The organism is Mycobacterium sp. E2699 (assembly GCF_001666745.1).
GTDB lineage: Bacteria > Actinomycetota > Actinomycetes > Mycobacteriales > Mycobacteriaceae > Mycobacterium.
The window spans coordinates 48,735-73,679 of sequence record NZ_LZJH01000125.1 but is presented as its reverse complement, the minus strand read 5'-3'; the positions used below and the strand labels follow the sequence as shown (position 1 = coordinate 73,679).

The 24,945-nt window shown below is 65.2% G+C and carries 21 protein-coding genes and 3 rRNA genes; 8 read left to right on the top strand and 16 right to left on the bottom strand.

Annotated elements, in window-relative coordinates:
* The 3 genes from A5696_RS21505 to A5696_RS28740 all read left to right on the top strand — a co-directional run.
* Positions 1–1,173 (top strand): adenylate/guanylate cyclase domain-containing protein (locus tag A5696_RS21505; protein ID WP_067883019.1); only part of this gene is annotated, 1,173 nt, incomplete at its 5' end.
* Positions 1,174–1,324: 151 nt separating this feature from the next.
* Positions 1,325–2,725, top strand: coding sequence for an OFA family MFS transporter (locus A5696_RS21500; RefSeq protein WP_067883012.1), 1,401 nt, complete (start codon positions 1,325–1,327; stop codon positions 2,723–2,725).
* Positions 2,722–2,844, top strand: a complete 123-nt coding sequence (locus A5696_RS28740) for a hypothetical protein (protein WP_255382671.1) — start codon at positions 2,722–2,724, stop codon at positions 2,842–2,844. Before A5696_RS21500 ends, A5696_RS28740 begins: the two co-directional genes overlap by 4 nt.
* Here A5696_RS28740 and A5696_RS21495 read toward each other — a convergent pair.
* Complete coding sequence (locus A5696_RS21495; protein ID WP_067883011.1) at positions 2,793–4,028, bottom strand: MFS transporter; 1,236 nt, start codon at positions 4,026–4,028, stop codon at positions 2,793–2,795. The two genes, A5696_RS28740 and A5696_RS21495, sit on opposite strands and share 52 nt — an antisense overlap.
* A gap of 90 nt (positions 4,029–4,118) precedes the next feature.
* Between A5696_RS21495 and A5696_RS21490 the strand changes: the two genes are divergently transcribed.
* The 3 genes from A5696_RS21490 (at position 4,119) to A5696_RS21480 (ending at position 7,055) form a co-directional block, all read left to right on the top strand.
* Positions 4,119–5,000, top strand: a complete 882-nt coding sequence (locus A5696_RS21490) for a LysR family transcriptional regulator (protein ID WP_067883018.1) — start codon at positions 4,119–4,121, stop codon at positions 4,998–5,000.
* Between the two features lie 73 nt (positions 5,001–5,073).
* Positions 5,074–6,561, top strand: coding sequence for a DNA-3-methyladenine glycosylase 2 family protein (locus tag A5696_RS21485; RefSeq protein ID WP_067883010.1), 1,488 nt, complete (start codon positions 5,074–5,076; stop codon positions 6,559–6,561).
* Positions 6,558–7,055 carry a methylated-DNA--[protein]-cysteine S-methyltransferase gene (locus A5696_RS21480; RefSeq protein WP_067883009.1) on the top strand — a complete coding sequence of 166 codons (498 nt, stop codon included), beginning with the start codon at positions 6,558–6,560 and terminating at the stop codon, positions 7,053–7,055. The genes A5696_RS21485 and A5696_RS21480 overlap by 4 nt, the downstream gene beginning before the upstream one ends.
* A 118-nt stretch (positions 7,056–7,173) precedes the next feature.
* Here A5696_RS21480 and rrf read toward each other — a convergent pair.
* The 4 genes from rrf to murA all read right to left on the bottom strand — a co-directional run bounded on the left by rrf (position 7,174) and on the right by murA (position 13,900).
* A 5S ribosomal RNA gene (gene rrf / locus A5696_RS21475) occupies positions 7,174–7,287 on the bottom strand.
* Between the two features lie 89 nt (positions 7,288–7,376).
* Positions 7,377–10,475, bottom strand: a 23S ribosomal RNA gene (locus A5696_RS21470).
* A gap of 278 nt (positions 10,476–10,753) precedes the next feature.
* Positions 10,754–12,273: ribosomal RNA gene (locus tag A5696_RS21465) — 16S ribosomal RNA — on the bottom strand.
* Together the 16S, 23S and 5S rRNA genes form the textbook arrangement of a ribosomal RNA operon.
* 373 nt (positions 12,274–12,646) lie before the next feature.
* The gene (murA, locus tag A5696_RS21460) at positions 12,647–13,900 is read right to left on the bottom strand and encodes a UDP-N-acetylglucosamine 1-carboxyvinyltransferase (protein WP_067883008.1); all 1,254 of its coding nucleotides are present in this window, start codon (positions 13,898–13,900) and stop codon (positions 12,647–12,649) included.
* A gap of 157 nt (positions 13,901–14,057) precedes the next feature.
* Between murA and A5696_RS21455 the strand changes: the two genes are divergently transcribed.
* Both A5696_RS21455 and A5696_RS21450 read left to right on the top strand, forming a co-directional pair.
* Positions 14,058–14,639: a cob(I)yrinic acid a,c-diamide adenosyltransferase gene (locus tag A5696_RS21455; RefSeq protein ID WP_067883007.1), complete on the top strand. Its 582-nt coding sequence runs from the start codon at positions 14,058–14,060 to the stop codon at positions 14,637–14,639.
* A 51-nt stretch (positions 14,640–14,690) separates the two neighbouring features.
* Positions 14,691–15,083 carry a VOC family protein gene (locus tag A5696_RS21450; protein ID WP_197517044.1) on the top strand — a complete coding sequence of 131 codons (393 nt, stop codon included), beginning with the start codon at positions 14,691–14,693 and terminating at the stop codon, positions 15,081–15,083.
* Here A5696_RS21450 and A5696_RS21445 read toward each other — a convergent pair whose 3' ends face one another.
* The 11 genes from A5696_RS21445 to A5696_RS21395 form a co-directional block, all read right to left on the bottom strand.
* Positions 15,084–15,527, bottom strand: a complete 444-nt coding sequence (locus tag A5696_RS21445; RefSeq protein WP_067883005.1) for a DUF2550 domain-containing protein — start codon at positions 15,525–15,527, stop codon at positions 15,084–15,086. It lies immediately after the preceding gene.
* A gap of 7 nt (positions 15,528–15,534) precedes the next feature.
* Positions 15,535–15,900 carry a F0F1 ATP synthase subunit epsilon gene (locus tag A5696_RS21440; protein ID WP_067883004.1) on the bottom strand — a complete coding sequence of 122 codons (366 nt, stop codon included), beginning with the start codon at positions 15,898–15,900 and terminating at the stop codon, positions 15,535–15,537.
* A 24-nt stretch (positions 15,901–15,924) separates the two neighbouring features.
* Positions 15,925–17,391, bottom strand: coding sequence for a F0F1 ATP synthase subunit beta (gene atpD / locus A5696_RS21435; protein ID WP_067883003.1), 1,467 nt, complete (start codon positions 17,389–17,391; stop codon positions 15,925–15,927).
* 20 nt (positions 17,392–17,411) lie between these two features.
* A complete protein-coding gene (locus A5696_RS21430; RefSeq protein ID WP_067883002.1) occupies positions 17,412–18,329 on the bottom strand; it encodes a F0F1 ATP synthase subunit gamma in 918 nt (305 codons plus the stop codon).
* Between the two features lie 6 nt (positions 18,330–18,335).
* Positions 18,336–20,009 (bottom strand): F0F1 ATP synthase subunit alpha, encoded by a 1,674-nt coding sequence (atpA, locus tag A5696_RS21425; RefSeq protein ID WP_067883001.1) that lies wholly within the window; start codon positions 20,007–20,009, stop codon positions 18,336–18,338.
* A 52-nt stretch (positions 20,010–20,061) separates the two neighbouring features.
* Positions 20,062–21,402, bottom strand: coding sequence for a F0F1 ATP synthase subunit B/delta (locus tag A5696_RS21420; protein ID WP_067883000.1), 1,341 nt, complete (start codon positions 21,400–21,402; stop codon positions 20,062–20,064).
* Between the two features lie 7 nt (positions 21,403–21,409).
* The gene (locus A5696_RS21415; RefSeq protein ID WP_067882999.1) at positions 21,410–21,952 is read right to left on the bottom strand and encodes a F0F1 ATP synthase subunit B; all 543 of its coding nucleotides are present in this window, start codon (positions 21,950–21,952) and stop codon (positions 21,410–21,412) included.
* A 9-nt stretch (positions 21,953–21,961) separates the two neighbouring features.
* On the bottom strand, positions 21,962–22,207 hold the full coding sequence (locus A5696_RS21410; RefSeq protein ID WP_066928722.1) for a F0F1 ATP synthase subunit C: 246 nt from the start codon (positions 22,205–22,207) through the stop codon (positions 21,962–21,964).
* 53 nt (positions 22,208–22,260) lie between these two features.
* Complete coding sequence (gene atpB, locus A5696_RS21405) at positions 22,261–23,016, bottom strand: F0F1 ATP synthase subunit A (protein ID WP_067882998.1); 756 nt, start codon at positions 23,014–23,016, stop codon at positions 22,261–22,263.
* Positions 23,009–23,476, bottom strand: coding sequence for an ATP synthase subunit I (locus A5696_RS21400; RefSeq protein ID WP_067882997.1), 468 nt, complete (start codon positions 23,474–23,476; stop codon positions 23,009–23,011). The genes atpB and A5696_RS21400 overlap by 8 nt, the downstream gene beginning before the upstream one ends.
* Before the next feature lie 247 nt (positions 23,477–23,723).
* The gene (locus A5696_RS21395) at positions 23,724–24,929 is read right to left on the bottom strand and encodes a glycosyltransferase family 4 protein (RefSeq protein ID WP_067882996.1); all 1,206 of its coding nucleotides are present in this window, start codon (positions 24,927–24,929) and stop codon (positions 23,724–23,726) included.
* Positions 24,930–24,945: the final 16 nt, after the last annotated feature.

Genomic DNA, 24,945 nt, shown 5'->3' with positions numbered 1-24,945 from the left:
GTCGGGACGATCGTGCTGACGACCCTCTACGGCCTGATCAACACGATGTTCATCCCGCGGTTCATCGTCGCGGTGGGTTTCGGTGGCATTCTCGTGGCCACCGGTAGCTATCTGCTCGCCGAGTTCGCGCTGCGGCCGGTGGCCGCCCAGGCGCTCGAGGCGGGGCCCCCACCGCGGCGGTTGTCGGCGGGCATCATGGGCCGAACCATGGTGGTCTGGTTCCTGGGGTCCGGCGTGCCCGTCATCGGCATCGGCCTCCTGGCGATGTTCCAGATCCTGATGCGGAACCTGACCGAGACGCAGTTCGCCGTCGGCGTGCTGATCGTGGCGTTCGCCACCCTGATCTTCGGCTGCCTGCTGATGTGGATCCTGGCCTGGCTCACGGCCACACCCGTGCGGGTGGTGCGTGCGGCGCTGCGGCGCGTCGAGGAGGGCAACCTGCGGGGCGACCTGGTGGTGTTCGACGGGACGGAGCTGGGCGAGCTGCAGCGCGGGTTCAACGCGATGGTCGACGGGCTGCGTGAACGCGAACGCGTGCGCGACCTTTTCGGCCGCCACGTCGGCCGCGAGGTCGCGCTGGCCGCCGAACGCGAGCGGCCGAAACTGGGCGGCGAGGAGCGGCACGTCGCGGTCGTCTTCATCGACATCGTCGGCTCCACCCAATTGGTGACCAGTCAACGCCCCACCGAAGTCGTCGAAGTCCTCAACCGGTTCTTCTCGATCGTCGTCGAGGAAGTGGACCGCCATTGCGGGCTGGTCAACAAGTTCGAAGGCGACGCGTCGCTGGCGATCTTCGGTGCTCCGAATCATCTCGACTCACCCGAAGGCCAGGCGCTCGCCGCGGCGCGCTGCATCGCCGAGCGGCTGGCCGGCGAAATGTGTGAGCTCGACGCCGGCATCGGCGTGGCCGCCGGCCAGGTCGTCGCCGGCAACGTCGGCGCCAAGGAACGGTTCGAATACACCGTCATCGGCGAGCCGGTCAACGAGGCCGCCCGACTGTGCGAGCTGGCCAAATCGCGGCCGGGCAAGCTGCTGGCGACCGCCGAGACGCTCGAAGGCGCCGGCGAAGACGAAAGGGCGCGTTGGTCTTTGGGCGACACCGTGACCCTGCGCGGCCACGAGCGCGCCACTCGGCTGGCATCGCCGATCGAGGCCGCCCGGTCGGATCGGTAATTTCGCGCTGACAACGCCCGTGGTCAACACGGCTGAGCGTCGTCGATAGAAATCCGTTATCGCACAATAGAAAACGTGCCTTGACGCCCGGATTGCACCCCACCAATAGTGGCGGCGGGACGGAGCTCCGCCCGCGGGAGAAGGGTGCATCGTGACAAGCGTTGGCTTGCTGGACCGTTCGAGAATCGTTGCCAGGCCGGGATGGAGCCGCTGGCTGGTGCCGCCGGCCGCGTTGTCGATTCACCTCGCGATCGGCTCGGCCTACGCGTGGAGCGTCTTCAAGATCCCGCTGGAGAAGTCGCTGCATGTCTCCGGGACCGCGAGCGCGATGCCGTTCACCGTCGCCATTGTGGCGCTGGGCCTTTCGGCCGCGGCGTTCGGCACGCGCGTCGACCACTACGGGCCGCGCTGGGCCATGGTCGTTGCCACCGCGTGCTTCTGCAGTGGGCTGCTGATCGCGGGTTTCGGGGTTTCGGTCCGCCAATACTGGCTCGTCGTACTGGGTTACGGGGTCGTCGGAGGGGTCGGCCTCGGTATCGGCTACATCTCGCCGGTGTCCACGCTGATCAAGTGGTTTCCCGACCGCCCGGGAATGGCGACCGGCCTGGCGATCATGGGCTTCGGCGGCGGAGCGCTGATCGCGTCGCCGTGGAGCAACAGCCTGCTCGACGCGTTCGGCCGCGCCAGCACCGCCGGCGTCGCCCGGACCTTCCTGGTGATGGGCTGCACCTACGCGGTGTTCATGAGCATGGGCTGCCTGCTGATCCGGGTGCCGGCGCCGGGCTGGGCACCGGCCGGCTGGAAACCCAAGCCGCACAAGGCCGGATCGCTGGTCAGCACCGCCGGCGTCTCGGCGGCCGGCGCGGTCAAGACGCCCCAGTTCTGGCTGCTGTGGGTGGTGCTCTGCTTCAACGTCACCGCCGGGATCGGCATCCTGGAGAAGGCCTCGCCGATCTATCAGGACTTCTTCCCGAGGGCACCCCGCGCGGCGGTGCTGGCCTCGGCGGCCGCCGGCTTCGTCGCCCTGCTGTCCCTTGCCAACATGCTGGGCCGGATCGGATGGTCGTGGCTGTCGGATGCGCTGGGCCGCAAGAACATGTACCGGCTCTACCTGGGCGGCGGCGCGCTGCTGTATCTCACGCTGGCGCTGACGACCAACTCCAGCAAGGTCACCTTCCTGTTGTGCACCCTGTTGATCCTGTCGTTCTACGGCGCCGGCTTTTCCACCCTTCCGGCGTATCTGCGGGACCTGTTCGGCACCTACGAGGTCGGTGCGATCCACGGCCGGTTGCTGACGGCGTGGTCGGTGGCGGGCGTGCTGGGCCCGCTGATCGTGAACGCCATCGCCGACTCGCAGAAGTCGGCCGGCAAGCACGGCCCCGACCTCTACCTGCTCTCGTTCGAGGTGATGATCGCGCTGCTGGCCGTCGGGTTGGTCTGCAACGAGCTGATCGGGCCGGTGTCCGCCAAATTCCACGAGCCCGCACTGCCCGACGACGCCGCGCCGGCGCCCGAGGCGGTTCCCCACCGACAACCGGAGAGGCAACCATGACGGACACGACGGCGGTCGGCCCCGCTCCCATCGCGCTGGCCTGGCTGTGGGTGGCCCTGCCCTTCGCCTACGGCGTCTGGCAACTCGTTTCCAAGGTGACCCAGCTGTTCGGCACCTGACGCCGGGCTCCGCTCACCAGCAGCGCGGTCAACAGGCCGGCGGCCAGCAGCAGCGCTCCCACGAACCAGGCCGTCGCCGGCCAACCGCCGAGGGCGTAGACGAGGCCGCCGACCGCGCCGGCCACCGAGCCGCCCAGGTAGTAGCTGAACAGGTACAGGGCGGACGCTTCGGCGCGATCCCGGTGCGCCACGGCGCCCACCCATCCGCTGGCCACCGTGTGCGCGGCGAAGAATCCTCCGGTGAACACGCCGACGCCGACGACGATCGCGGCCAGCGCGTGCGGGACGGTCAGCAGCAGGCCGGCCGCCGTGATCGGCAGGGCAACGCCCAGCACGAGCGCACGTCCCCTGCGGTCGGCCAACCGCCCTGCCACGACGGAGGTCCAGGTCCCCGCCAGGTACAGCACGAACAACAGCCCGACGATCGAGGAGGCCAGTCCGAACGGCTGGGCGGTCAGCCGATAGCCCAGGTAGTTGTACACCGTGACGAATCCGCCCATCAGAGCGAAGCCCAACGCAAAGAGCTTGAGCAGAACGGGGTTTCGCAGATGAGCGGCCAGGTTGCGCACCGTCGCCCGCATCGTCGCCGCCTTCGGCGTGAAGAATTGCGACCGGGGAACCAGGACGGCGAAGACGACCGTGCCGGCCAGCGTCGCCGCCGAACACACCAACAGCGCTACCCGCCAATTGCTGACGTCGACGACAAGGGACGGGACGATTCGCCCCACCAGGCCGCCCAGCGTGGTGCCGGCGATGTAGCGTCCCATCGCCGAACCGAGCGACGAGGCGTGGATCTCCTCGGCGAGAAAGGCCATCGCGACGGCGGGGATCCCGGCGAGCGCGACACCGTGCAGTGCCCGGCCGACGAGCAGAACACCGAGCGAGGGGCTGAACGGCAACAACAAACCGATGACGCTCGACGCGACGCCGGACGCCAGCATCACCGTGACGCGTCCGTAGCGCTCGGACAGCGCGCTCGCGGGAATGATGGACAGCGCGAGCATTCCCGTCGTCAGCGAGACGGTGAGCGCCGCGATCGCCGGGGTGATCCGGTAGTACTCCGACAGCGCGGGTAGTAGCGCCTGCGTGCAGTACATCGCGGCGAAACTGGCCACGCCGGCGCCGTACAGCGCGGCGGTCACCCGCCGGTACCCGCGGCTTCCGGCTTGGTGGGCGGTAGGCATAGCAACGATGTTCGGCGCCGGCGCATGGGAAAGGAAATGAATTATTAATTCAATTATGATGCATTTTTCGCATAAGCAAAGGTGGAGGGCATGCCTGAAGGCGACTACGAGTGGTTCGTCACACTCGCGGAGCTGCAACACGTCACCGCGGCGGCCGACCAGCTGCACATCGCGCAGCCGACTCTCACGAGGATGCTGGCGCGCCTGGAACGGCGACTCGGGGTCGCCCTGTTCGACCGCGGCGGCCGGCGGCTGGCGCTCAACACCTATGGACGGATCTTCTACGAGCACGCGCGGCGGGCCCAATCGGAACTCGATTCGGCCCGGCGCGCGATCGAGGACCTGACCAATCCGGCCGTCAGCGAGATCCGGCTCGGCTTCCTGGGTTCGTTCGGGTCGACGGTGGTGCCGCGCCTGATCGCCGCCTTCAAGGAGACGTCACCGCGAGTGACGTTCACGCTGCAGGAGGGCGCCGCCGAATCGATCGGCGACCTCGTGCAGTCCGGCGCCCTCGATGTCGGCGTAGTGTCACCTCGACCCAAGCGGAATCTGGCCTGGCGCAGCTTGTTTCGTCAACGGCTCGGTGTCGCCATTCCGTGCGACCACGGGCTCGTGGACGCCGCGGCGGTATCGATGACCGAGCTGGCCGACGAGCCCTTCGTGGCCATGCGGCCCGGCTTCGGCATGCGGCGACTGCTTGACGAGCTTTGTGCGGCAGCGCAATTCCGGCCGCGGATCGTCCTGGAATCCGCCAACCTCACCACGTCCGCCGGCCTGGTGGCCGCGGGCCTGGGGATCAGCCTGATGCCCATCGACGGCAGCGAATATGCGCCCGGGCTCAGGGTGCTGCCGCTGGCCGACGCGGACGCCTATCGCGATGTCGGGATGATCTGGAATTCCGGGCGACCGTTGTCCCGCCCGGCCAGGAATTTCATCGGGTCCGCCGCGGCCGCGCACCATCAGAGCTCTTGACTGCGGTTATGCCGCCCACCACAATGTCGTTTTTCCGCCAGTTTTGTCGGTGGGCCGGTGTAACTGTGGAAGCGTGCACGACGACTTCGAACGTTGCTACCGGGCGGTCCAGTCCAAGGACGCCCGCTTCGACGGCTGGTTCGTCACCGCGGTCCTGACGACGCGGATCTACTGCCGGCCGAGCTGTCCGGTGCGGCCGCCGTTCGCGCGCAATGTCCGCTTCTATCCGACGGCGGCCGCGGCGCAGCGCGCCGGGTTCCGGGCCTGCAAACGCTGCCGTCCGGACGCCTCGCCGGGGTCCCCGGAATGGAATGTGCGGGGGGACGTCGTCGCGCGGGCGATGCGGCTCATCGCCGACGGCACGGTGGACCGGGAAGGCGTCGGTGGCCTGGCGGCTCACCTCGGCTACACCACGCGCCAACTGGAGCGGCTGCTGCAGGCCGAGGTCGGTGCGGGTCCGCTCGCCCTGGCGCGGGCGCAGCGGGCCCAGACCGCACGGGTGCTCATCGAGACCACGAACCTGCCTTTCGGCGACATCGCGTTCGCCGCCGGCTTCGCCAGCATTCGGCAGTTCAACGACACCGTGCGCCTGGTCTTCGAAAACACACCGACGGCGCTGCGCACGCGCGCGGCAGTCCGGTCGACGTCGGAGACCAATTCCCCTGGCGCGGTGTGCCTTCGGCTGCCGGTGCGCACGCCGTTCGCCTATGAGGGCGTCTTCGGCCACCTCGCGGCCGGCATCGTGCCCGGCTGCGAGGAGGTGCGCGAAGGCGCCTACCGGCGCAGCCTGCGGCTTCCGCGCGGAGGTGCGGTCGTGACGCTGGCGCCGGCTGTCGATCACGTCCGGTGCCGCCTGGTGCTCGACGACTTCCGCGACCTCACCACCGCGATCGCCCGCTGCCGGCGACTGCTGGACCTCGACGCGGATCCCGAGGCCGTGGTCGACGCGCTGGCCGCGGACCGCGAGCTGGCCGCGGTGGTGGAAAAAGCCCCGGGACAACGCATTCCGCGCACGGTCGACGAGGCCGAGCTGGCCGTGCGCGCGGTCCTGGGCCAGCAGGTGTCGACGAAGGCCGCCAGCACGCACGCGGCCAGGCTGGTCGCTGCCTACGGGCGGCCGGTGCACGACCCCGAGGGCGCCTTGACCCATGCCTTCCCCTCGATCGAACAGCTCGCCGAGATCGATCCCGTCCATCTGGCGGTGCCCAAGGCTCGACAACGGACCCTCACGGCGCTGATCGGCGGTCTCGCCGACGGCAGCGTCGTCCTGGACGCCGGATGCGATTGGGAAAGCGCCCGCGCGCGGTTGCTGGCGCTGCCCGGCGTCGGCCCCTGGACCGCGGAGGTGATCGCGATGCGCGCCCTGGGCGACCCGGATGCGTTTCCCGCCGGCGACCTCGGGCTTCGGCTCGCCGCAAAGCAACTCGGGTTGCCCACGGAACAGCGGAAACTCATCGAGCGCAGCGCCCGTTGGCGGCCGTGGCGCTCCTATGCCACCCAGCATCTGTGGACCACACTCGAGCATCCGGTAAACCATTGGCCACCGAAGGAGGCGGCGTGATCCGTTACCGCACCATCGACAGCCCGATCGGGCTCTTGACCCTGGCCGGGTGCGGCTCGGTCCTGACGAACCTGCGGATGGTCGACCAGACCTACGAGCCGAACCGCGCCGACTGGTCGCCGGACCCAGGGGCCTTCGAGGGCGCCGTCGAGCAAATCGACGCCTATTTCGCCGGCGAGCTGACCGAGTTCGACATCGAGCTCGAGCTGCGGGGCACCGAATTTCAGCGACGTGTGTGGCGGGCGCTGTTGACGATTCCCTACGGGGCGACGCGGTCCTACGGCCAGATCGCCGAGCAGATCGGCGCCCCGGGCTCGGCGCGCGCGGTTGGCTGGGCCAACGGCCACAATCCCATCGCAATCGTCGTCCCCTGCCACCGTGTCATCGGCGCCAATGGGAGCCTCACCGGTTTTGGCGGCGGGCTCGACCGAAAGCGGGCCCTGCTCGGGTTGGAGAAAAGGCGGGCGCCGGCGGAGCTGACGTTGTTCGACTAGGCCGGCGGCCGAACGTGGCGTTGTTGTCGGGATTTCGCGAAGATCGCCGCAACAACTCGACGTTGGGCGGCACAGAAAATGCAAAAACACCCCCGTTGCCGGGGGTGTTTTTGTATATGTTCGGCGGTGTCCTACTTTTCCACCCGAATTGGGCAGTATCATCGGCGCTGACAGGCTTAGCTTCCGGGTTCGGGATGGGACCGGGCGTTTCCCTGTCGCTGTGGCCGCCGTAACTCTATTTATTTTTCATTCAAGTGTTCTGGTGGGGGGTGTGGTGTCGCACGACAAAGGTCGTGGAGACGAATAGTGGTTGCGATTTGTGTTGGTAAGTTTTCGGCCGGTTAGTGCCAGTTCCCTGCACTCATTGCTGAGCTTCTAGGTCTGGCCTATCGAACCCATGTTCTGTGGGGGGCCTTATCCCTCTAAAAGGGTGAGAAACCTGATCTTGGAGAAGGTTTCCCGCTTAGATGCTTTCAGCGGTTATCCTGTCCGAACGTGGCTATCCAGCGGTGCCCCTGGTGGGACAACTGGTGGACCAGAGGTTCGTCCGTCCCGGTCCTCTCGTACTAGGGACAGGTTTCCTCAAGTTTCTGACGCGCGCGGCGGATAGAGACCGAACTGTCTCACGACGTTCTAAACCCAGCTCGCGTGCCGCTTTAATGGGCGAACAGCCCAACCCTTGGGACCTGCTCCAGCCCCAGGATGCGACGAGCCGACATCGAGGTGCCAAACCATCCCGTCGATATGGACTCTTGGGGAAGATCAGCCTGTTATCCCCGGGGTACCTTTTATCCGTTGAGCGACACCCCTTCCACTCGGGGGTGCCGGATCACTAATCCCGACTTTCGTCCCTGCTTGACGTGTAGGTCTCGCAGTCAAGCTCCCTTGTGCATTTACACTCAACACCTGATTGCCGTCCAGGTTGAGGGAACCTTTGGGCGCCTCCGTTACATTTTAGGAGGCAACCGCCCCAGTTAAACTACCCGCCAGGCACTGTCCGTGAACCGGATATACGGTTCGACGTTAGGTGTCCAATACGATCAGAGTGGTATTTCAACAACGACTCCGCCCCAACTGGCGTTGGGGTTTCACAGTCTCCCACCTATCCTACACAAACCGTACCGAACACCAATACCAAGTTGTAGTGAAGGTCCCGGGGTCTTTTCGTCCTGCCGCGCGTAACGAGCATCTTTACTCGTAGTGCAATTTCGCCGAGTCTATGGTTGAGACAGTCGAGAAGTCGTTACGCCATTCGTGCAGGTCGGAACTTACCCGACAAGGAATTTCGCTACCTTAGGATGGTTATAGTTACCACCGCCGTTTACTGGGGCTTAAATTCTCCGCTTCACCTTGCGGTTAACGGGTCCTCTTAACCTTCCAGCACCGGGCAGGCGTCAGTCCGTATACATCGTCTTGCGACTTCGCACGGACCTGTGTTTTTAGTAAACAGTCGCTTCTCGCTGGTTTCTGCGACCGGATCCCGCTCCCAGCGCAAGGCTGTTCACGGTGTTCCGGCCCCCCTTCTCCCGAAGTTACGGGGGTATTTTGCCGAGTTCCTTAACCATAGTTATCTCGTACGCCTCGGTATGCTCTACCTGACCACCTGTGTCGGTTTGGGGTACGGGCCGTGTGTGTGCTCGCTAGAGGCTTTTCTTGGCAGCAGAGGATCACCGAATTCACCTCAACCGGCTATGCATCACCTCTCAGGAACATGAGCGACGGATTTGCCTATCGCTCTCCCTACAGGTTTGCCCCAGTATTACCACTGACTGGTACGGCTACCTTCCTGCGTCACCCCATCGCTTGACTACTACCAACGGAGGTCCCACGCAGCCGGCGATCCTCGCACCCCGAAGGGATTGATAGACCACCTTTTGGGTGGTTAGTACCGCTGATTCATCAGGGACGCGCACACACGGGTACGGGAATATCAACCCGTTGTCCATCGACTACGCCTGTCGGCCTCGCCTTAGGTCCCGACTCACCCTGGGCGGACTGGCCTGGCCCAGGAACCCTTGGTCTTACGGCGGGCAAGGTTCTCACTTGCCTTATCGCTACTCATGCCTGCATTCTCACTCCCCCACCCTCCACCACCGGTCACCCGGCGGCTTCGCTGAATGGGGGACGCTCCCCTACCCAACCTTGCGGTTGTCGCGGCTTCGGCGGTGTGCTTGAGCCCCGCTACATTATCGGCGCACAATCACTTGACCAGTGAGCTATTACGCACTCTTTCAAGGGTGGCTGCTTCTAAGCCAACCTCCTGGTTGTCTCTGCGACTGCACATCCTTTCCCACTTAGCACACGCTTTGGGGCCTTAGCCGGCGATCTGGGCTGTTTCCCTTTCGACGTACGGAGCTTATCCCCCGCCGTCTCACTGCCACGCTATACACCACGGCATTCGGAGTTTGGCTGACGTCAGTAACCTAGTAGGGCCCATCGGCCATCCAGTAGCTCTACCTCCGTGGTGAAACACGCAACGCTGCACCTAAATGCATTTCGGGGAGAACCAGCTATCACGGAGTTTGATTGGCCTTTCACCCCTACCCACAACTCATCCCCTCAGTCTTCAACCTAAGTGGGTTCGGGCCTCCACGCGGTCTTACCCGCGCTTCACCCTGGCCATGGGTAGATCACTCCGCTTCGGGTCCAGAACATGCCACTACACCCCAAAGGGGATGCGCCCTATTCAGACTCGCTTTCGCTGCGGCTACCCCACACGGGTTAACCTCGCGACATGTCCCTGACTCGCAGGCTCATTCTTCAAAAGGCACGCCATCACCCCACGAGGAGGCTCTGACGGATTGTAGGCACACGGTTTCAGGTACTCTTTCACTCCCCTCCCGGGGTACTTTTCACCATTCCCTCACGGTACTAATCCGCTATCGGTCATCGAGAAGTATTTAGGCTTACCGGGTGGTCCCGGCAGATTCACAGCAGATTCCACGGGCCCGCTGCTACTCGGGAGTTGATACAAGGTAGGTGCCGGGTTTTCGCGTACCGGGCTCTCACCGTCTGCGGCGGACCGTCCCAGGCCACTTCCGCTAACCACGACACTTTCTGACTACCCCTCAGCCAGGTAGAGCTGAGATATATCAATCCCACAACCCCGCACACACAACCCCTACCCGGTTACACATGCGTGCGGTTTAGCCATGTTCCGCGTTCGCTCGCCACTACTGACGGAATCACAATTGTTTTCTTCTCCTACGGGTACTGAGATGTTTCACTTCCCCGCGTTCCCTCCCGCACCCTATATATTCAGGTGCGGGTAACACGACATCACTCGTGCTGGGTTTCCCCATTCGGAAATCCTCGGATCAACGCTCGGTTGACAGCTCCCCGAGGCATATCGCAGCCTCCCACGTCCTTCATCGGCTCTCGATGCCAAGGCATCCACCATGCGCCCTTAAGCACTTACAAACACAAAAACCAAAGAAAAATTACACATTTAATGGACACACCACCACGAGGGCAGCGCATCCATTTAGATGCTCGCAACCACTATCCAGTTCTCAAACACCACACCCCACCACCAAGATGGGGGGACACCACTCGAAACAACCCGAGTGCTGCCTCAGGACCCAATAGTGTGTCTGGCTTCGCTTTGTTGTTGTGCACCCGGCCCCCGCCCACTACAGGCGGGAACCCCTCACGGCTCGCACCCCACCAGTTGGGGTGCTTTTCGTGGTGCTCCTTAGAAAGGAGGTGATCCAGCCGCACCTTCCGGTACGGCTACCTTGTTACGACTTCGTCCCAATCGCCGATCCCACCTTCGACAGCTCCCTCCCAAAGGGTTAGGCCACTGGCTTCGGGTGTTACCGACTTTCATGACGTGACGGGCGGTGTGTACAAGGCCCGGGAACGTATTCACCGCAGCGTTGCTGATCTGCGATTACTAGCGACTCCGACTTCACGGGGTCGAGTTGCAGACCCCGATCCGAACTGAGACCGGCTTTAAAAGGATTCGCTTAACCTTGCGGCATCGCAGCCCTTTGTACCGGCCATTGTAGCATGTGTGAAGCCCTGGACATAAGGGGCATGATGACTTGACGTCATCCCCACCTTCCTCCGAGTTGACCCCGGCAGTCTCTCACGAGTCCCCGCCATTACGCGCTGGCAACATGAGACAAGGGTTGCGCTCGTTGCGGGACTTAACCCAACATCTCACGACACGAGCTGACGACAGCCATGCACCACCTGCACACAGGCCACAAGGGAACCGACATCTCTGCCGGCGTCCTGTGCATGTCAAACCCAGGTAAGGTTCTTCGCGTTGCATCGAATTAATCCACATGCTCCGCCGCTTGTGCGGGCCCCCGTCAATTCCTTTGAGTTTTAGCCTTGCGGCCGTACTCCCCAGGCGGGGTACTTAATGCGTTAGCTACGGCACGGATCCCAAGGAAGGAAACCCACACCTAGTACCCACCGTTTACGGCGTGGACTACCAGGGTATCTAATCCTGTTCGCTCCCCACGCTTTCGCTCCTCAGCGTCAGTTACTGCCCAGAGACCCGCCTTCGCCACCGGTGTTCCTCCTGATATCTGCGCATTCCACCGCTACACCAGGAATTCCAGTCTCCCCTGCAGTACTCCAGTCTGCCCGTATCGCCCGCACGCTCACAGTTAAGCCGTGAGATTTCACGAACAACGCGACAAACCACCTACGAGCTCTTTACGCCCAGTAATTCCGGACAACGCTCGCACCCTACGTATTACCGCGGCTGCTGGCACGTAGTTGGCCGGTGCTTCTTCTGCAGGTACCGTCACTTGCGCTTCGTCCCTGCTGAAAGAGGTTTACAACCCGAAGGCCGTCATCCCCCACGCGGCGTCGCTGCATCAGGCTTGCGCCCATTGTGCAATATTCCCCACTGCTGCCTCCCGTAGGAGTCTGGGCCGTATCTCAGTCCCAGTGTGGCCGGACACCCTCTCAGGCCGGCTACCCGTCGTCGCCTTGGTAGGCCGTCACCCCACCAACAAGCTGATAGGCCGCGGGCCCATCCCACACCGCAAAAGCTTTCCACCACAAGGCATGCGCCTCGAGGTCCTATCCGGTATTAGACCCAGTTTCCCAGGCTTATCCCGAAGTGCAGGGCAGATTACCCACGTGTTACTCACCCGTTCGCCACTCGAGTACCCCCGAAGGGGCCTTTCCGTTCGACTTGCATGTGTTAAGCACGCCGCCAGCGTTCGTCCTGAGCCAGGATCAAACTCTCCAAACAAAATCTCCTCGCTGAACGAGGTGAATTTACAATCAGAGATACCTGACAAGACGCCAATAACTGGCATCAAAAAACAGCCATACCCACACACGGGGAGTGCAGAGTATGGCCCAAAAAACAACAACAAATAATAAAGACCAAACACACTATTGAGTTCTCAAACAACACTCATGCTTGTTTTCGCCCGCTTCCGGGCAACCCTGCCAGCTTAATACCAGTCCGGCGGAGGCGTCAAGCCCCAGTTTTGGTCATCTTGTGTGGTGACCGCTGCGGGGCCAGCCGTGCCAGGCTAGTACCGATCCGGCGAGGGAGTCAAGGCCCCGGTTTCGGCCACCTTCGAAGGGTGACCGCCCTTGTGGGGCACTGACTTTGACTACTCTACCCGCTCGATCTCCGCTCCCAAAATCGCCAGGTTTTCCACGAACAACGGGTAGCCGCGGTCGATGTGGAAGACGTCGTGGACCTCGGTGTCCCCGTCGGCGACCAGCCCGGCCAGCACCAGGCCGGCGCCGGCGCGGATGTCCGAACACCACACCGGGGCGCTGGACAGTTGCGGCAGGCCCCGCACCACGGCGTGGTGCCCGTCGGTGCGGGCGTCGGCGCCGAGTCGGATCATCTCCTCGACGAACCGGAAGCGGGCCTCGAACACGTTCTCCGTGATCATCGACGTCCCGTCGGCGATCGCGGCCAACGCGATCGCCATCGGCTGCAGGTCGGTCGGGAACCCGGGGAAAGGCAGGGTCGCGACGTTGACGGCCTTGGGGCGCTCGTACTGGGTCACCCGGAAGCTGCTGTCGGTCTGGGTGACCGTGGCGCCCGCGTCGTGCAGCTTGTGCAGCACCACCTGCAGGTGGGCCGGGTCCACGCCGCTCACCGAGATGTCGCCGCGGGTCATCGCGGCGGCGATGCCCCAGGTGGCGGCCACGATGCGGTCGCCGATCACGCGGTGTTCGGTGGGGTGCAGCCGCGGGACGCCGGTGATCGTCATGGTCGGCGAACCCGCGCCCTCGATCTGCGCGCCCATCTGGTTGAGCATCGTGCACAGATCGACCACGTCGGGTTCGCGCGCGGCGTTGTGGATCGTGGTGACGCCTTCGGCCACGACGGCGGCCATCAGGATGTTCTCGGTGGCCCCCACGGAGGGGAACTCCAGCTGAATCTCCGCGCCTCGCAAGGTATCCGCCTGGGCGACCACGCAGCCGTGCTCGATGTTGCATTGCGCGCCCAGCTGGCGCAGGCCCGCCTGATGCATGTCCAGCGGGCGCGATCCGATGGCGTCGCCACCGGGGAGCGCCACCCTGGCGCGCTTGCAGCGGCCGACCAGCGGACCCAACACGCAGACCGAGGCGCGGAACTGCCGCACCGCCGCGAAGTCGGCGTCGTACTTCGGCTCGTCGGGCGAGGTGATGCGGGCGACGTCGCCGTCGAGCTCGACGGTGGCACCCAGGCCACGCAGGACCTCGGCCATCAGCGGCACGTCGAGGATGTCCGGGCAGTTCGTGATGGTGCTGGTGCCCTCGGCCAGCAGGGTCGCGGCCATCAGCTTGAGCACGCTGTTCTTGGCGCCCCCGACAGCGACTTCGCCGGACAACCGGTTGCCGCCGGTCACCACGAATCGCTCCGTCACCCGGGTCAGTTTAGTGAAGCGGTATCGGCTTGTCAGTCAGCCTCGCTTGACGACGATGCGCTCCGCGCACCGAAGCGAGGTGGGGGTGCCCCCAGCCGCGGGGCGAGGGGGAGAGTCAGGCAATCGAGCGAGTCGGCCAGCCGAGTACCGTTTTCTCATGGCGATCCACCTGACCCGCATATATACGCGAACCGGCGACGACGGGACGACGGGATTGAGCGATTTCTCACGGGTCTCCAAGAACGATCCCCGGCTGGTGGCCTACGCGGATTGCGACGAGGCCAACTCCGCGATCGGCGTCGCGATCGCCCTCGGCCGGCCCGATGAAGAAACCGCGGGCGTGCTGCGGCAGATCCAGAACGACTTGTTCGACGCCGGCGCGGATCTGTCGACGCCGGTGGTGGAAGATCCCAAATATCCTCCGCTGCGAGTCCCCCAGGCCTACATCGACCGGCTCGAAGCGTGGTGCGACAAATACAACGAACCCCTGCCGGCGCTGAATTCCTTTGTGCTGCCTGGCGGTTCGCCACTCTCGGCGTTGTTGCACGTCGCCCGGACCGTGGTGCGGCGGGCCGAACGCTCGGCGTGGGCCGCGGTGGATTCGCAGCCCGACGGGGTCAGCGTGCTGCCGGCGAGGTACCTGAACCGGCTGTCGGACCTGCTGTTCATCCTGGCGCGGGCGGCCAACCCCGGTGGCGACGTGCTTTGGCAGCCGGGTGGCGGGATGGCCGAAAGCTGAACCGTGGCAATGAAAAACAATCGATCGGTCCCACCGGTCAGCGTGATCCCCGTGCTTGTCTACCCGGACGTGCGCGCGGCGGTGGACTGGCTCGCCACCGCCTTCGGCTTCGTCGAGCGCACGCGAATCGGTGACAGCCACCGCGCGCAGCTGAGCATCGGCACCGACGGGGCCGTGATCGTCGCCGACACGGCCCGTGACCGGCACCCGCCGACGGCCGGCGTCGTCACGCACGAGATAAAGGTGCGGGTCGCCGACGTGGACGGCCAGTTCGACCGCGCCCGGGCGGCCGGCGCCAAGGTGCTGGAGCCGCCCGTCGACCGCGAGTACGGCGAACGGGAATGCACCGTCGAAGATCTCGCGGGGCACCGCTGGCAGTTCAGCGAAACCGTGCGCGACGTCGCGCCCGAAGAATACGGATGCGAGACAATCAGCCCGTGGTGATCACACGCTGCGACGGCGTGCGCGCGGCGAGGGACGGGATTCCAGCCACGACAGGAACGCGGTCAAGGCGCCCTTGTCCAAAGCGAGCTCGTAACCGGACCTGCGGTCCTGCGTCGTGTCGCGCAATTCGAGTACGACGATCTCGTCGGTCATGATGTCGAACTCGTCGCCGCGCGGTGCGCGCCGGGCCACGATCTCCACCCCCCGCCGGCTGAGCCGACGGTCCGGCCACAAACGCAGGCTGGACAGCCGGTAGAAGGCGGCCTCGCCGCCACGGTAGCGGATCACCCCGTGTCGCCAGCCGTGACCGCCGACGGCGGGAATGTCTCGCATGATCCCGGCCGTGCCGCCCTGGCGCAGCTTCCACAGCCGATAACTGAGGGCCAGGACGGCGGCCCCCAGCATGACGACGAGCACGACCATGCCGACCATGGGCGCGCTCATCGGGGCGTTAGTCGATCGCGCCGACGGCGCGCAATCTGGCTCGTCCCCTCGCGGCGACGCGCGGATCGTCGGACTCGGCGGCCTCGCGGGCGGCGCTCTCGTCGATCTCCGACTCGAACTCAGCCGATTCGGCCAGGATGCTGACCTGTTCCTCGGTCACCGACAAAAACCCGCCGTCCACCGCGATCCGCAGGTCGTCCTCGCCTTCGCGCTCGACGCGCACCATGGCGTCGTCCACCAACTGCGCCACCAGCGGGATGTGGCGGGGCAGGATGCCGATCTCGCCGACGGTGGTGCGGGTGAACAGGAACGTTGCCTCACCCGACCAGATCTTGCGGTCGACGGCGACGATCTCAACGTTCAATTCGGCCATGCCAGAATACCTTTCGAGTCAACCTCAGGAATCGAGCTTGGCGCCGAAGCTTTCGGCTTTCTTGGCCAGGTCGTCCAGGCCGCCGATCAGGAAGAAGGCCTGCTCGGGGATGTGGTCGAAGTCGCCCTTCGTCAGCTTGTCGAACGCCTCGATGGTCTCCTTCACCGGCACCGTCGAACCGGGCTGGCCGGTGAACTGTTCGGCCGCCATCATGTTCTGCGACAGGAAGCGCTCGATGCGGCGGGCGCGCTGGACGAGCTGCTTGTCCTCCTCGGACAGCTCGTCGATGCCCAGGATGGCGATGATGTCCTGGAGGTCCTTGTAGCGCTGCAGGATTCGGATGACCTCCTGCGCCACACGGTAGTGCTCGTCACCGACGACGCCGGGGTCCAGGATCGTCGAGCTCGACGCCAGCGGGTCCACAGCGGGGAAGATGCCCTTGGAGAACACCGAACGCGACAGCTCCGTGGTGGCGTCCAGGTGCGCGAACGTCGTCGCGGGCGCCGGGTCGGTGTAGTCGTCCGCCGGCACGTAAACCGCCTGCATCGACGTGATCGACCGCCCGCGGGTCGAGGTGATGCGCTCCTGCAGCTCGCCCATCTCATCGGCGAGTGTGGGCTGGTAGCCCACCGCCGAGGGCATGCGACCCAGCAGGGTCGACACCTCGGAGCCGGCCTGGGTGAACCGGAAGATGTTGTCGATGAACAGCAGCACGTCCTGGCCCGCCTCGTCACGGAACCACTCGGCCATGGTCAGCGCGGACAGCGCAACCCGCATACGGGTGCCGGGCGGCTCGTCCATCTGACCGAACACCAGCGCGGTGTCCTTGAGCACGTCGGCTTCCTTGAGCTCCACCCACAGGTCGTTGCCCTCACGGGTGCGCTCGCCCACGCCGGCGAACACCGAAGTGCCACCGAAGTTTCGGGCGATGCGGTTGATCATCTCCTGGATGAGCACCGTCTTGCCCACGCCGGCACCACCGAAGAGGGCGATCTTGCCGCCACGCACGTACGGGGTCAGCAGGTCCACGACCTTGAGGCCGGTTTCGAGCATCTCGGTGCGCGGCTCGAGTTCCTCGAAGGACGGCGGCTTGCGGTGAATCGACCAGTGGTCGAAGTCCTCCCCGTACCCCGGCTTGTCCAGGCAGTCGCCCAGGGCGTTGAAGACGTGGCCCTTGACGTCCTCGCCCACCGGCACCGAGATCGAGTTGCCGGTGTCGGTGACCTCGACGCCGCGCACCAGGCCGTCGGTGGGCTGCAACGAAATGGTCCGAACAAGGTTGTCGCCCAGGTGCTGCGCGACCTCGAGCGTGAGCTTCTTGGCCATCGCCTCGTAGGTGATGTCGGCGTGCAGCGCGTTGAACAGCTCGGGAACCGAGCCGCGCGGGAACTCGACGTCGACGACGGGCCCGGTGACCCGCACAACGCGTCCGCTGGTGTCGGTGTCCCCGGACTTGCCGGAGTCCTTGGTCTTCTGGTCAGTAGCAGTCATGTTTCTTCTTCCTCGTGGTGCTACTTAGCGTCGGCGAGCGCGTTTGCGCCACCGACGATTTCGCTGATCTCCTGGGTGATCTGGGCCTGCCGCTCGCGGTTCGCCATCAGCGTCAGATCTTTGATGAGGTCGTCCGCGTTGTCGGTGGCCGACTTCATCGCCCGCTGGCGTGAGGCCAGCTCCGATGCCGCCGCTTCCAACAGCGCCGCGTACACCCGGGTCGTCAGGTATCTCGGCAGCAGCGCGTCGAAAAGCGTTGTCGCATCCGGCTCGAACGAGTAAAGCGTGTGCAGCTCGGGTTCTTCCTCGACGTACTCCACCACCAGCGGGGCGATGCGGTGGGCCACCGCCGTTTGCGACATCATCGACTTGAACTCCGAGTAGACGATGTGCAGTTCGTCAACACCCTCGACGTCCTCGGACTGCTGCCCCGCTTCCTCGTTGGTGCCCTGCATGAAGGCGTCGACCAGGGTTTCGGCGATCTCCGTGGCATTTTCGACCGTGGGCTGCTCGGAGAAGCCCATCCAGGAATCGGTGATGTCCCAGTTGCGGAATTTGAAGTAGTTCTGCGCCTTACGGCCCACCGTGTACAGAACCGGCGTCTTTCCTTCCTCCCGCAGCAGGGAGAACAGCTCCTCGGAGCGGCGGAAGACGCTGGAGTTGTACGCGCCGCACAAACCCCGGTCGGAGGACACCACCAGCACGCCGGCCCGCTTCGGTTCTTCCCGCTCGACCAGCAACGGGTGGTCCAGAGCGGCCTCGGCGGACAGGGTCGTCAGCGTCGAGGTGATCTGAAACGCGTAGGGCCGTGCGGATTCCAGCCGGGCCTGGGCCTTACCGATGCGCGAGGTCGCGATCATCTCCTGGGCCTTGGTGATCTTCTTGATCGACCCTGCCGAACGGATTCGGCCGCGCAATTCGCGAAGTGTGGCCGCCATCGTTAGCTACTTCTTGTCCTTCTTGGTGTCCTTGGGTTCCTGCTTCGGCTTCTCCTTTTTGACCTGGACCGACTCCTTTGCCAGGTCTTCCTCGTCCATCGGCTCGACGTGCTCGTCGGGCACCACAGATCCGCCGTCGGAGGCCGCGAAGCCCTTCTTGAACTTCTTGATGATCTCGGTGAGCTGGTTCTCGCCCTCTTCGGAGAGCTTCTGGCTGTCGCGGATCCCGGCCAGGAACTTCTCCTCGGAAGCGCGCATGTGGTCCAGCAGTTCGGTTTCGAACCGCCGCACGTCCTCGACGGGCACCGAGTCCAGGTGGCCGCCGGTGCCCAGGAAGATCGAGACCACCTGCTCCTCGACCGGCATCGGCTGGTACTGCCGTTGCTTGAGCAACTCGACCAGCCGTTCGCCGCGCTCCAGCTGCGCCTTGGACGTGGCGTCCAGATCGGAAGCGAAGGCCGCGAACGATTCCAGCTCGCGGTACTGCGACAGGTCCAGCCGCAACGAGCCCGCCACTTCCTTCATCGCCTTGATCTGCGCCGCGCCGCCGACGCGGGAAACCGAGACACCCACGTTGATGGCGGGCCGGACGCCCTGGTTGAACAGGTCGGACTCCAGGAAGCACTGGCCGTCGGTGATCGAGATGACGTTGGTCGGGATGTACGCCGAGATGTCGTTGGCCTTGGTCTCGATGATCGGCAGACCGGTCAGCGAGCCGCCACCGAGTTCGTCGGACAGCTTGGCGCAGCGCTCCAACAGCCGCGAGTGCAGGTAGAACACGTCGCCCGGGTAGGCCTCGCGGCCCGGCGGGCGACGCAACAGCAGCGAGATCGCGCGGTAGGCCTCGGCCTGCTTGCTCAGGTCGTCGAACACGATCAGCACGTGCTTGCCGTCGTACATCCAGTGCTGGGCGATCGCCGAACCGGTGTACGGCGCAAGCCATTTGAAGCCGGCAGCGTCGGAAGCGGGCGCCGCGACGATGGTGGTGTAGTCCATCGCTCCGCCCTCTTCCAGCGCGCGCCGGACGGCCGCGATCGTCGTGCCCTTCTGGCCGATGGCCACGTACACGCAGCGCACCTGCTTGCGCTCGTCGCCCGACTCCCAGTTCTGCCGCTGGTTGAGGATGGTGTCGATGCAGACCGCCGTCTTGCCGGTCTTGCGGTCGCCGATGATCAGCTGCCGCTGACCGCGACCGATCGGGGTCATGGCGTCGATGGCCTTGATCCCGGTCTGCAGGGGCTCCTTGACGCCCTGACGCTGGACCACCGACGGCGCCTGCAGCTCCAGCGCGCGCCGCACGTCGGTCTCGATGTCCCCGCGCCCGTCGATCGGGTGGCCCAGCGGGTCGACGACCCGGCCCAAGAACGCGTCGCCGACGGGCACCGACAACACCTCGCCGGTGCGCTTGACCTGTTGGCCTTCTTCGATTTTCTCGAAATCACCCAGGATGACCGCGCCGACGCTGTGCTCGTCCAGGTTCAGGGCGACGCCGAGGACGCCGCCGGGGAACTCGAGCAACTCCTGGGTCATGACCGACGGCAGGCCCTCGACGTGGGCGATGCCGTCCCCGGCGTCGACAACGGTGCCGACTTCCTCGCGGGAGGTGTCGGCGGTGAAGGAGCCTACGTACTCCTCGATGGCGCCCTGGATGTCGTCAGCCGAGATTGTCAACTCTGCCATGGCTTTTCGTCTTCCTACTTGATCTTCGTTCGCGTGGGTTCTTGTGATGGGTTCAGTCGGGCAACTGGGCCTGGGCCGCGGCCAGGCGAGAGGAGAGCGTCCCGTCGATCACCTCGTCGGCCACGGCGATCAGCAGCCCGCCCAGCAAGTCGGGTTCGATCTGCAGCTGCACCGTGACCGGGTGGGAGTAGATGCGGCTGAGAACTTCGGTGAGGCGGGTGCGCTGGGCATCGCTGAGCTCCGCCGCCGCAGTGACCTGGGCGACGATTTCGCCGCGGCGCGCCACCGCGACCTCCGCCAAGAACTTCACGGCCACCTCGGCCGGCTCGCCCCTGAGCAGTTCGACCGTCTGGGTCAGCAGTGCCGTAGCGACGGGGTTCACCCGCCCGCTTGCGCTCTCAAGCACCTTGCGCAGCAGGCCGATCCGGCCTTCGGCGGGGGAACCGTAGTCGCCCAACAGGATGGCAAGTCGCGGCTGCGCGTCGAGAACGCGCGAGAACCGGAACAATTGGTCTTCGACCTCGTCGACCTGATCTTCGCGTTCGGCGACCTCCAGCAACGCCTGCCGCGAGATGTGCTCGATGGCGTCGACCAAATCCGTGTTGGCCGACCAGCGTTCGGAGACCGCCGCGCGCAACACGTCGAGCGTGGCGTCGCCGACCTTGCCGGACACCAGTCGCTCGATCAGCCGAACCCGCGGTGCCGCGACTTCGGCGGGCACGGTGAGGTAGCGGGTGACGACGATTTCGCGGTCCAGCATTTTCGCCACCGCCACCAACTCGGCGGAGACGGTGGAAAGCGCTTTGTTGTCGAGGTTCTTGGCGATGGTCCCGAACCGATCCGACAGGGCGCCCAGCGCCTGCCGGCTGGCCGACCGCATCTTCGCCAGCAACGGGTAGGCGACCTCGGCGGGTGCCGGCGCCATGGCTTCCAGATCGTCGAGGAACCGATCGACGGTGGCCGACCGCTGTTCGGGGTCCGCCACATAGCTACGCACCAATTCCCCTGCCTGGCGCACGGATTCGTGCCCGAGCTCCAGGCGGAGTTGCCGGGTCAGCTGCGCCCGCAGCAGCTCGGCCTGGCGCGCGCCCTGCGCCTTGATGCGGTCGGCCTCCACGCCGGCCTGGGCCTGCAACTGCTCGGTGATGCGTTCGGCGTCCGACTTGGCCTCTTCGACGACTTGTTCCGCCTCTTCCTTGGCGGCCTCCACGGCCTTGCTGTGGGCCGTGGTCGACTCGGTCAGCCGCTCGGCGGCCGCCGCCGAATCGGCCAACTGCTGGCGCACCAGCTCTTGCCGGGCGGTCATCATCTTGCGCACCGGCGGGACGGCGTACCGCCACACCAGCGCCACGATGACCACGAACCCGAACAACTGTCCGACAAAAGTCCACATTTGCTGCTTACCGCCCGGACGACTCGGTGGCGGCCGTGGCCGCGGCGGTGGGTGCGACGTCTACGCCGAGGATCCGGCTGGCCAGGGTCGCCGACATGGTCCCCACGTTGGCGCGCAGATCCAGCTCCACGGCGTCCCTTTCCCGTTTCAATTGCTCGGCGGCCAGCTGCACCGTCGCCATCACGTCCTGCTCGGCACTGGCGCGCGCGTCCTCGATAACCTTGCGGCCTTCGGCGCGGGCGTTGTCGCGGAAGGATGACGCCTGAACGCGCGCTTCCTTCATGGCCTCTTCGTAATCGGCCCGGGCCGCTTCGAACTGCTCGGCCGACTTCTTGTTGTCGGCGGCGGTCTTGGCGACCATGGCGTCGCGTTCGCGCAGCACCTTCAGGATCGGCGGCACCACGAAGGTGCCGATGATGGCGAGAACGATGAGGAAGATGGCCAGCACGAAGAAGAATGTGCCGTTGGGGACGAGAAAGTTGCTGCCCCCCTTGCCTCCCTCTGCTACCGCCTGGCCGGCGGCGAGCACCATGGGGTTCGGGTCACCCATCACAGCGAATTACGTGACGGGGGTGGCGAAGACGAACAACGCCATGAACGCCAGGTTGATGAAGTAGGCCGCCTCGACCAGACCGACCGTGATGAAGAACGGCGTGAACAACCGGCCCTGCGCCTCGGGCTGCCGGGCGATGCCCGAAACCAGCGCGTTACCGGCGATACCGTCACCGATGCCGGCTCCGATTGCGCCGCCGCCCATGATGATTCCACCGCCGATGAGTGCACCGGCAGCGATAGTGGGGTCCATTCTTTCCTCCTTTGTCCAGCTTTATCTTGTTGGCTTATCTGGTCGTGAGTGGGCTAGTCATGGTCGTCCTCCAGCTCCATGGCCTGGCTGAAGTACAAGATGGTCAGGATCGAGAAGATGAAGGCCTGGATCGCACCGACGAACAGGTCGAACGATTTCCAGATGGCGTTGGGCAACCACATGATGTAGGCGGGGAAGAGCGCGATCAGCGCCACCAGGATGCCGCCGGCGAAGATGTTGCCGAAAAGTCGGAGCGACAACGAGATCGGCTTGGCCAATTCCTCGACCAGGTTGATCGGCGCCAGGAACGCCACGTGCCCCTTGAGCACCTTGAGCGGGTGGCCGACGATGCCGCGGCGCCAGATGCCGGCCACGTGGTAGCAGACGAACACGAAAAGGGCCAGCGCCAGAACGTAATTGATGTCCGCCGCGGCCGACTTCAGCAACTCGGTGGTGTGACCGGATTTATCGGTGTACTGCAGCGGCAGCACCGACAGCCAGTTGGAGATCAGGATGAAGATGAAGATGGTGACGGCCAGCGGCAGCACGAACGGCGCGATCCGCATCCCGATGGCGCTTTCGATCTGGTTGCGCATCTGAATGGTGAGCGCCTCCCAGAACAGCTGGATTCCGCTGGGCACACCGCTCGACGTGATGTTGGCGCGCAGGACGAACGCCAGGGCGATGACGATTACCGCGGCGATCGCCGTCGACAGGATGGTGTCGGTGTTGACGGTCATGCCGAGCCACCTCGCCGTGGTGTGCTCGCCGACCTCGATCTGGGAACCGGCCAGGATCGTCTCAATCATCGCTCGTGTTGCCTCCGTCGTTGCCCTCAGGGCTCAGGGATGGGGCCGCCTCGCCCGTCCGCAGCTTCTTCCAGACCGGCAGAGCGGTCGACGCGACCAAGAGCACCTGGAAGAGCGCCAGACCGAACATCGCGCCCAGGCCGTTCGGCCGGAAAACATAGGCAACGACGAGCGCGACGACGGTGATGATCGCCAACCTCGTCGCCGAATTGACCGCCATCGAGCTTTTCAGGGGATGCTCTTTCGCGGTGATCGACGCGACCGAGCGCCGGACGAGAAGCGCGTTGAGCAAACCCAAGAGCAACCCGACACCGAAGAACACGCCGAGCATGAGGCGGCCGGACAATCCGGCGCCGAGAATCGCCAGCGCGGTGATGCCCACGCTGATCACAAACAGCCGAAGCGGACGGAAAGCAACAGAGGGAAACACCAACGGCGCGTCCTGCGCTGGTGTCGTCACTGCAGCACCTCAATCCCAGGTAGTGAAGCGGGAGACCCCCGACCGACCGATCGGTGGCCCGCCGAGCGTATCGCACGTCACAGGGGATTCACCCAAGGGGTAGCTCCCTACGTCGGTCGTGAACCGGCGCGCTCGGACGGGCGTCCGACGGGCCGGCTGGCCGGCAACCCTCAAGGTCTCTTTTTGGGGTTCTACCTGCACCGTACCATACGATCGGCACCGCTACTACCGGGTGTCGTAGGCTCGTTCAGTCCACGTCGTAGTCGTCGTCGCGGCGGCGGAGGAGCGGGATCGCCGTGGCCACACCGGCGACCACGATCGCGGCCAGCATTACCGCGGCGGTATGGCGGGGATTGAAAAATATGGTGCTCGCGGCGCCGAACGCGACAATGCCCACCCACAGATAGATCAGCAGCACCACCCGGCGATGCGAATGACCGATCTGCAGCAACCGGTGATGCAGGTGCATTTTGTCGGGGCTGAATGCGCTGCGGCCGGCGCGGGTGCGGCGCACGATCGCCAGCAAAAGGTCGAGCATCGGCACGAACATGACGGCCACCACCAGCAGGAACGGCGCCAGCAGAGCAAACACGTCGCGGGCGCCGTAGGCGTTCTGCGAAACGGGGCCTGCGGCGGTAGTGGCGGCCGCGGCGACCATCAGGCCGATCAGCATCGAGCCGGAATCGCCCATGAAGATCCGCGCGCGGTGGAAGTTGTGCGGCAAGAACCCCAGGCAGGTCCCCGCCAGTACCACCGAGATGACGGCGGGCGGATAGAACAAGACGTCCCCGCCATGGTCGCGCAGCAGGCCCACCGAGAACATGCAGATCGCCAGCGCCATGATGAGTCCCAGCCCGGCGGCCAGCCCGTCGAGGCCGTCGACGAAGTTCATCGCGTTGACCATCGACACCGTCAGCGCCAGGGTGAGCAGGATCGACGAGGCTTGGTCCAGCACGATGGTGCCGACGCCGCCGATGGGGATGTACAGGACGCTCCACGCGACGCCCATCGTGACCAGCACGCTGGCCGCGGTGATCTGGCCGGCGAACTTGGTCAGGGCGTCCAGCCCCCAGCGGTCGTCGATCAGGCCGATGCCGACGATCACCGCGGCTGCCACCAGGACGGCCGGCATGCCGGTCGAGTAGACGAACCCGCGGGTGAGCGCCGGCAGTTGCCAGGCCAGGAAAACGGCCGCGACCACACCGATGAACATCGCGAGCCCACCCATGCGCGGGGTGGGCGTGACGTGCACGTCGCGTTCCCGCGGATAGGCGACGGCCCCCAGGCGCATGGCCAGTACCCGCACCGGGCCGGTCGCGAAGTAGGTGATGATCGCCGCGGTCAGCCCGACCAGCGCGAGCTCGCGCAGGGGGACTCCGGTGCCCCGATCCGACAGGGCGAGGACGCCGCCGGCGAGGCTGGCTACGTCGCTGACCGGGCCGCTGGACACCACCGAGACCGTACTGCAC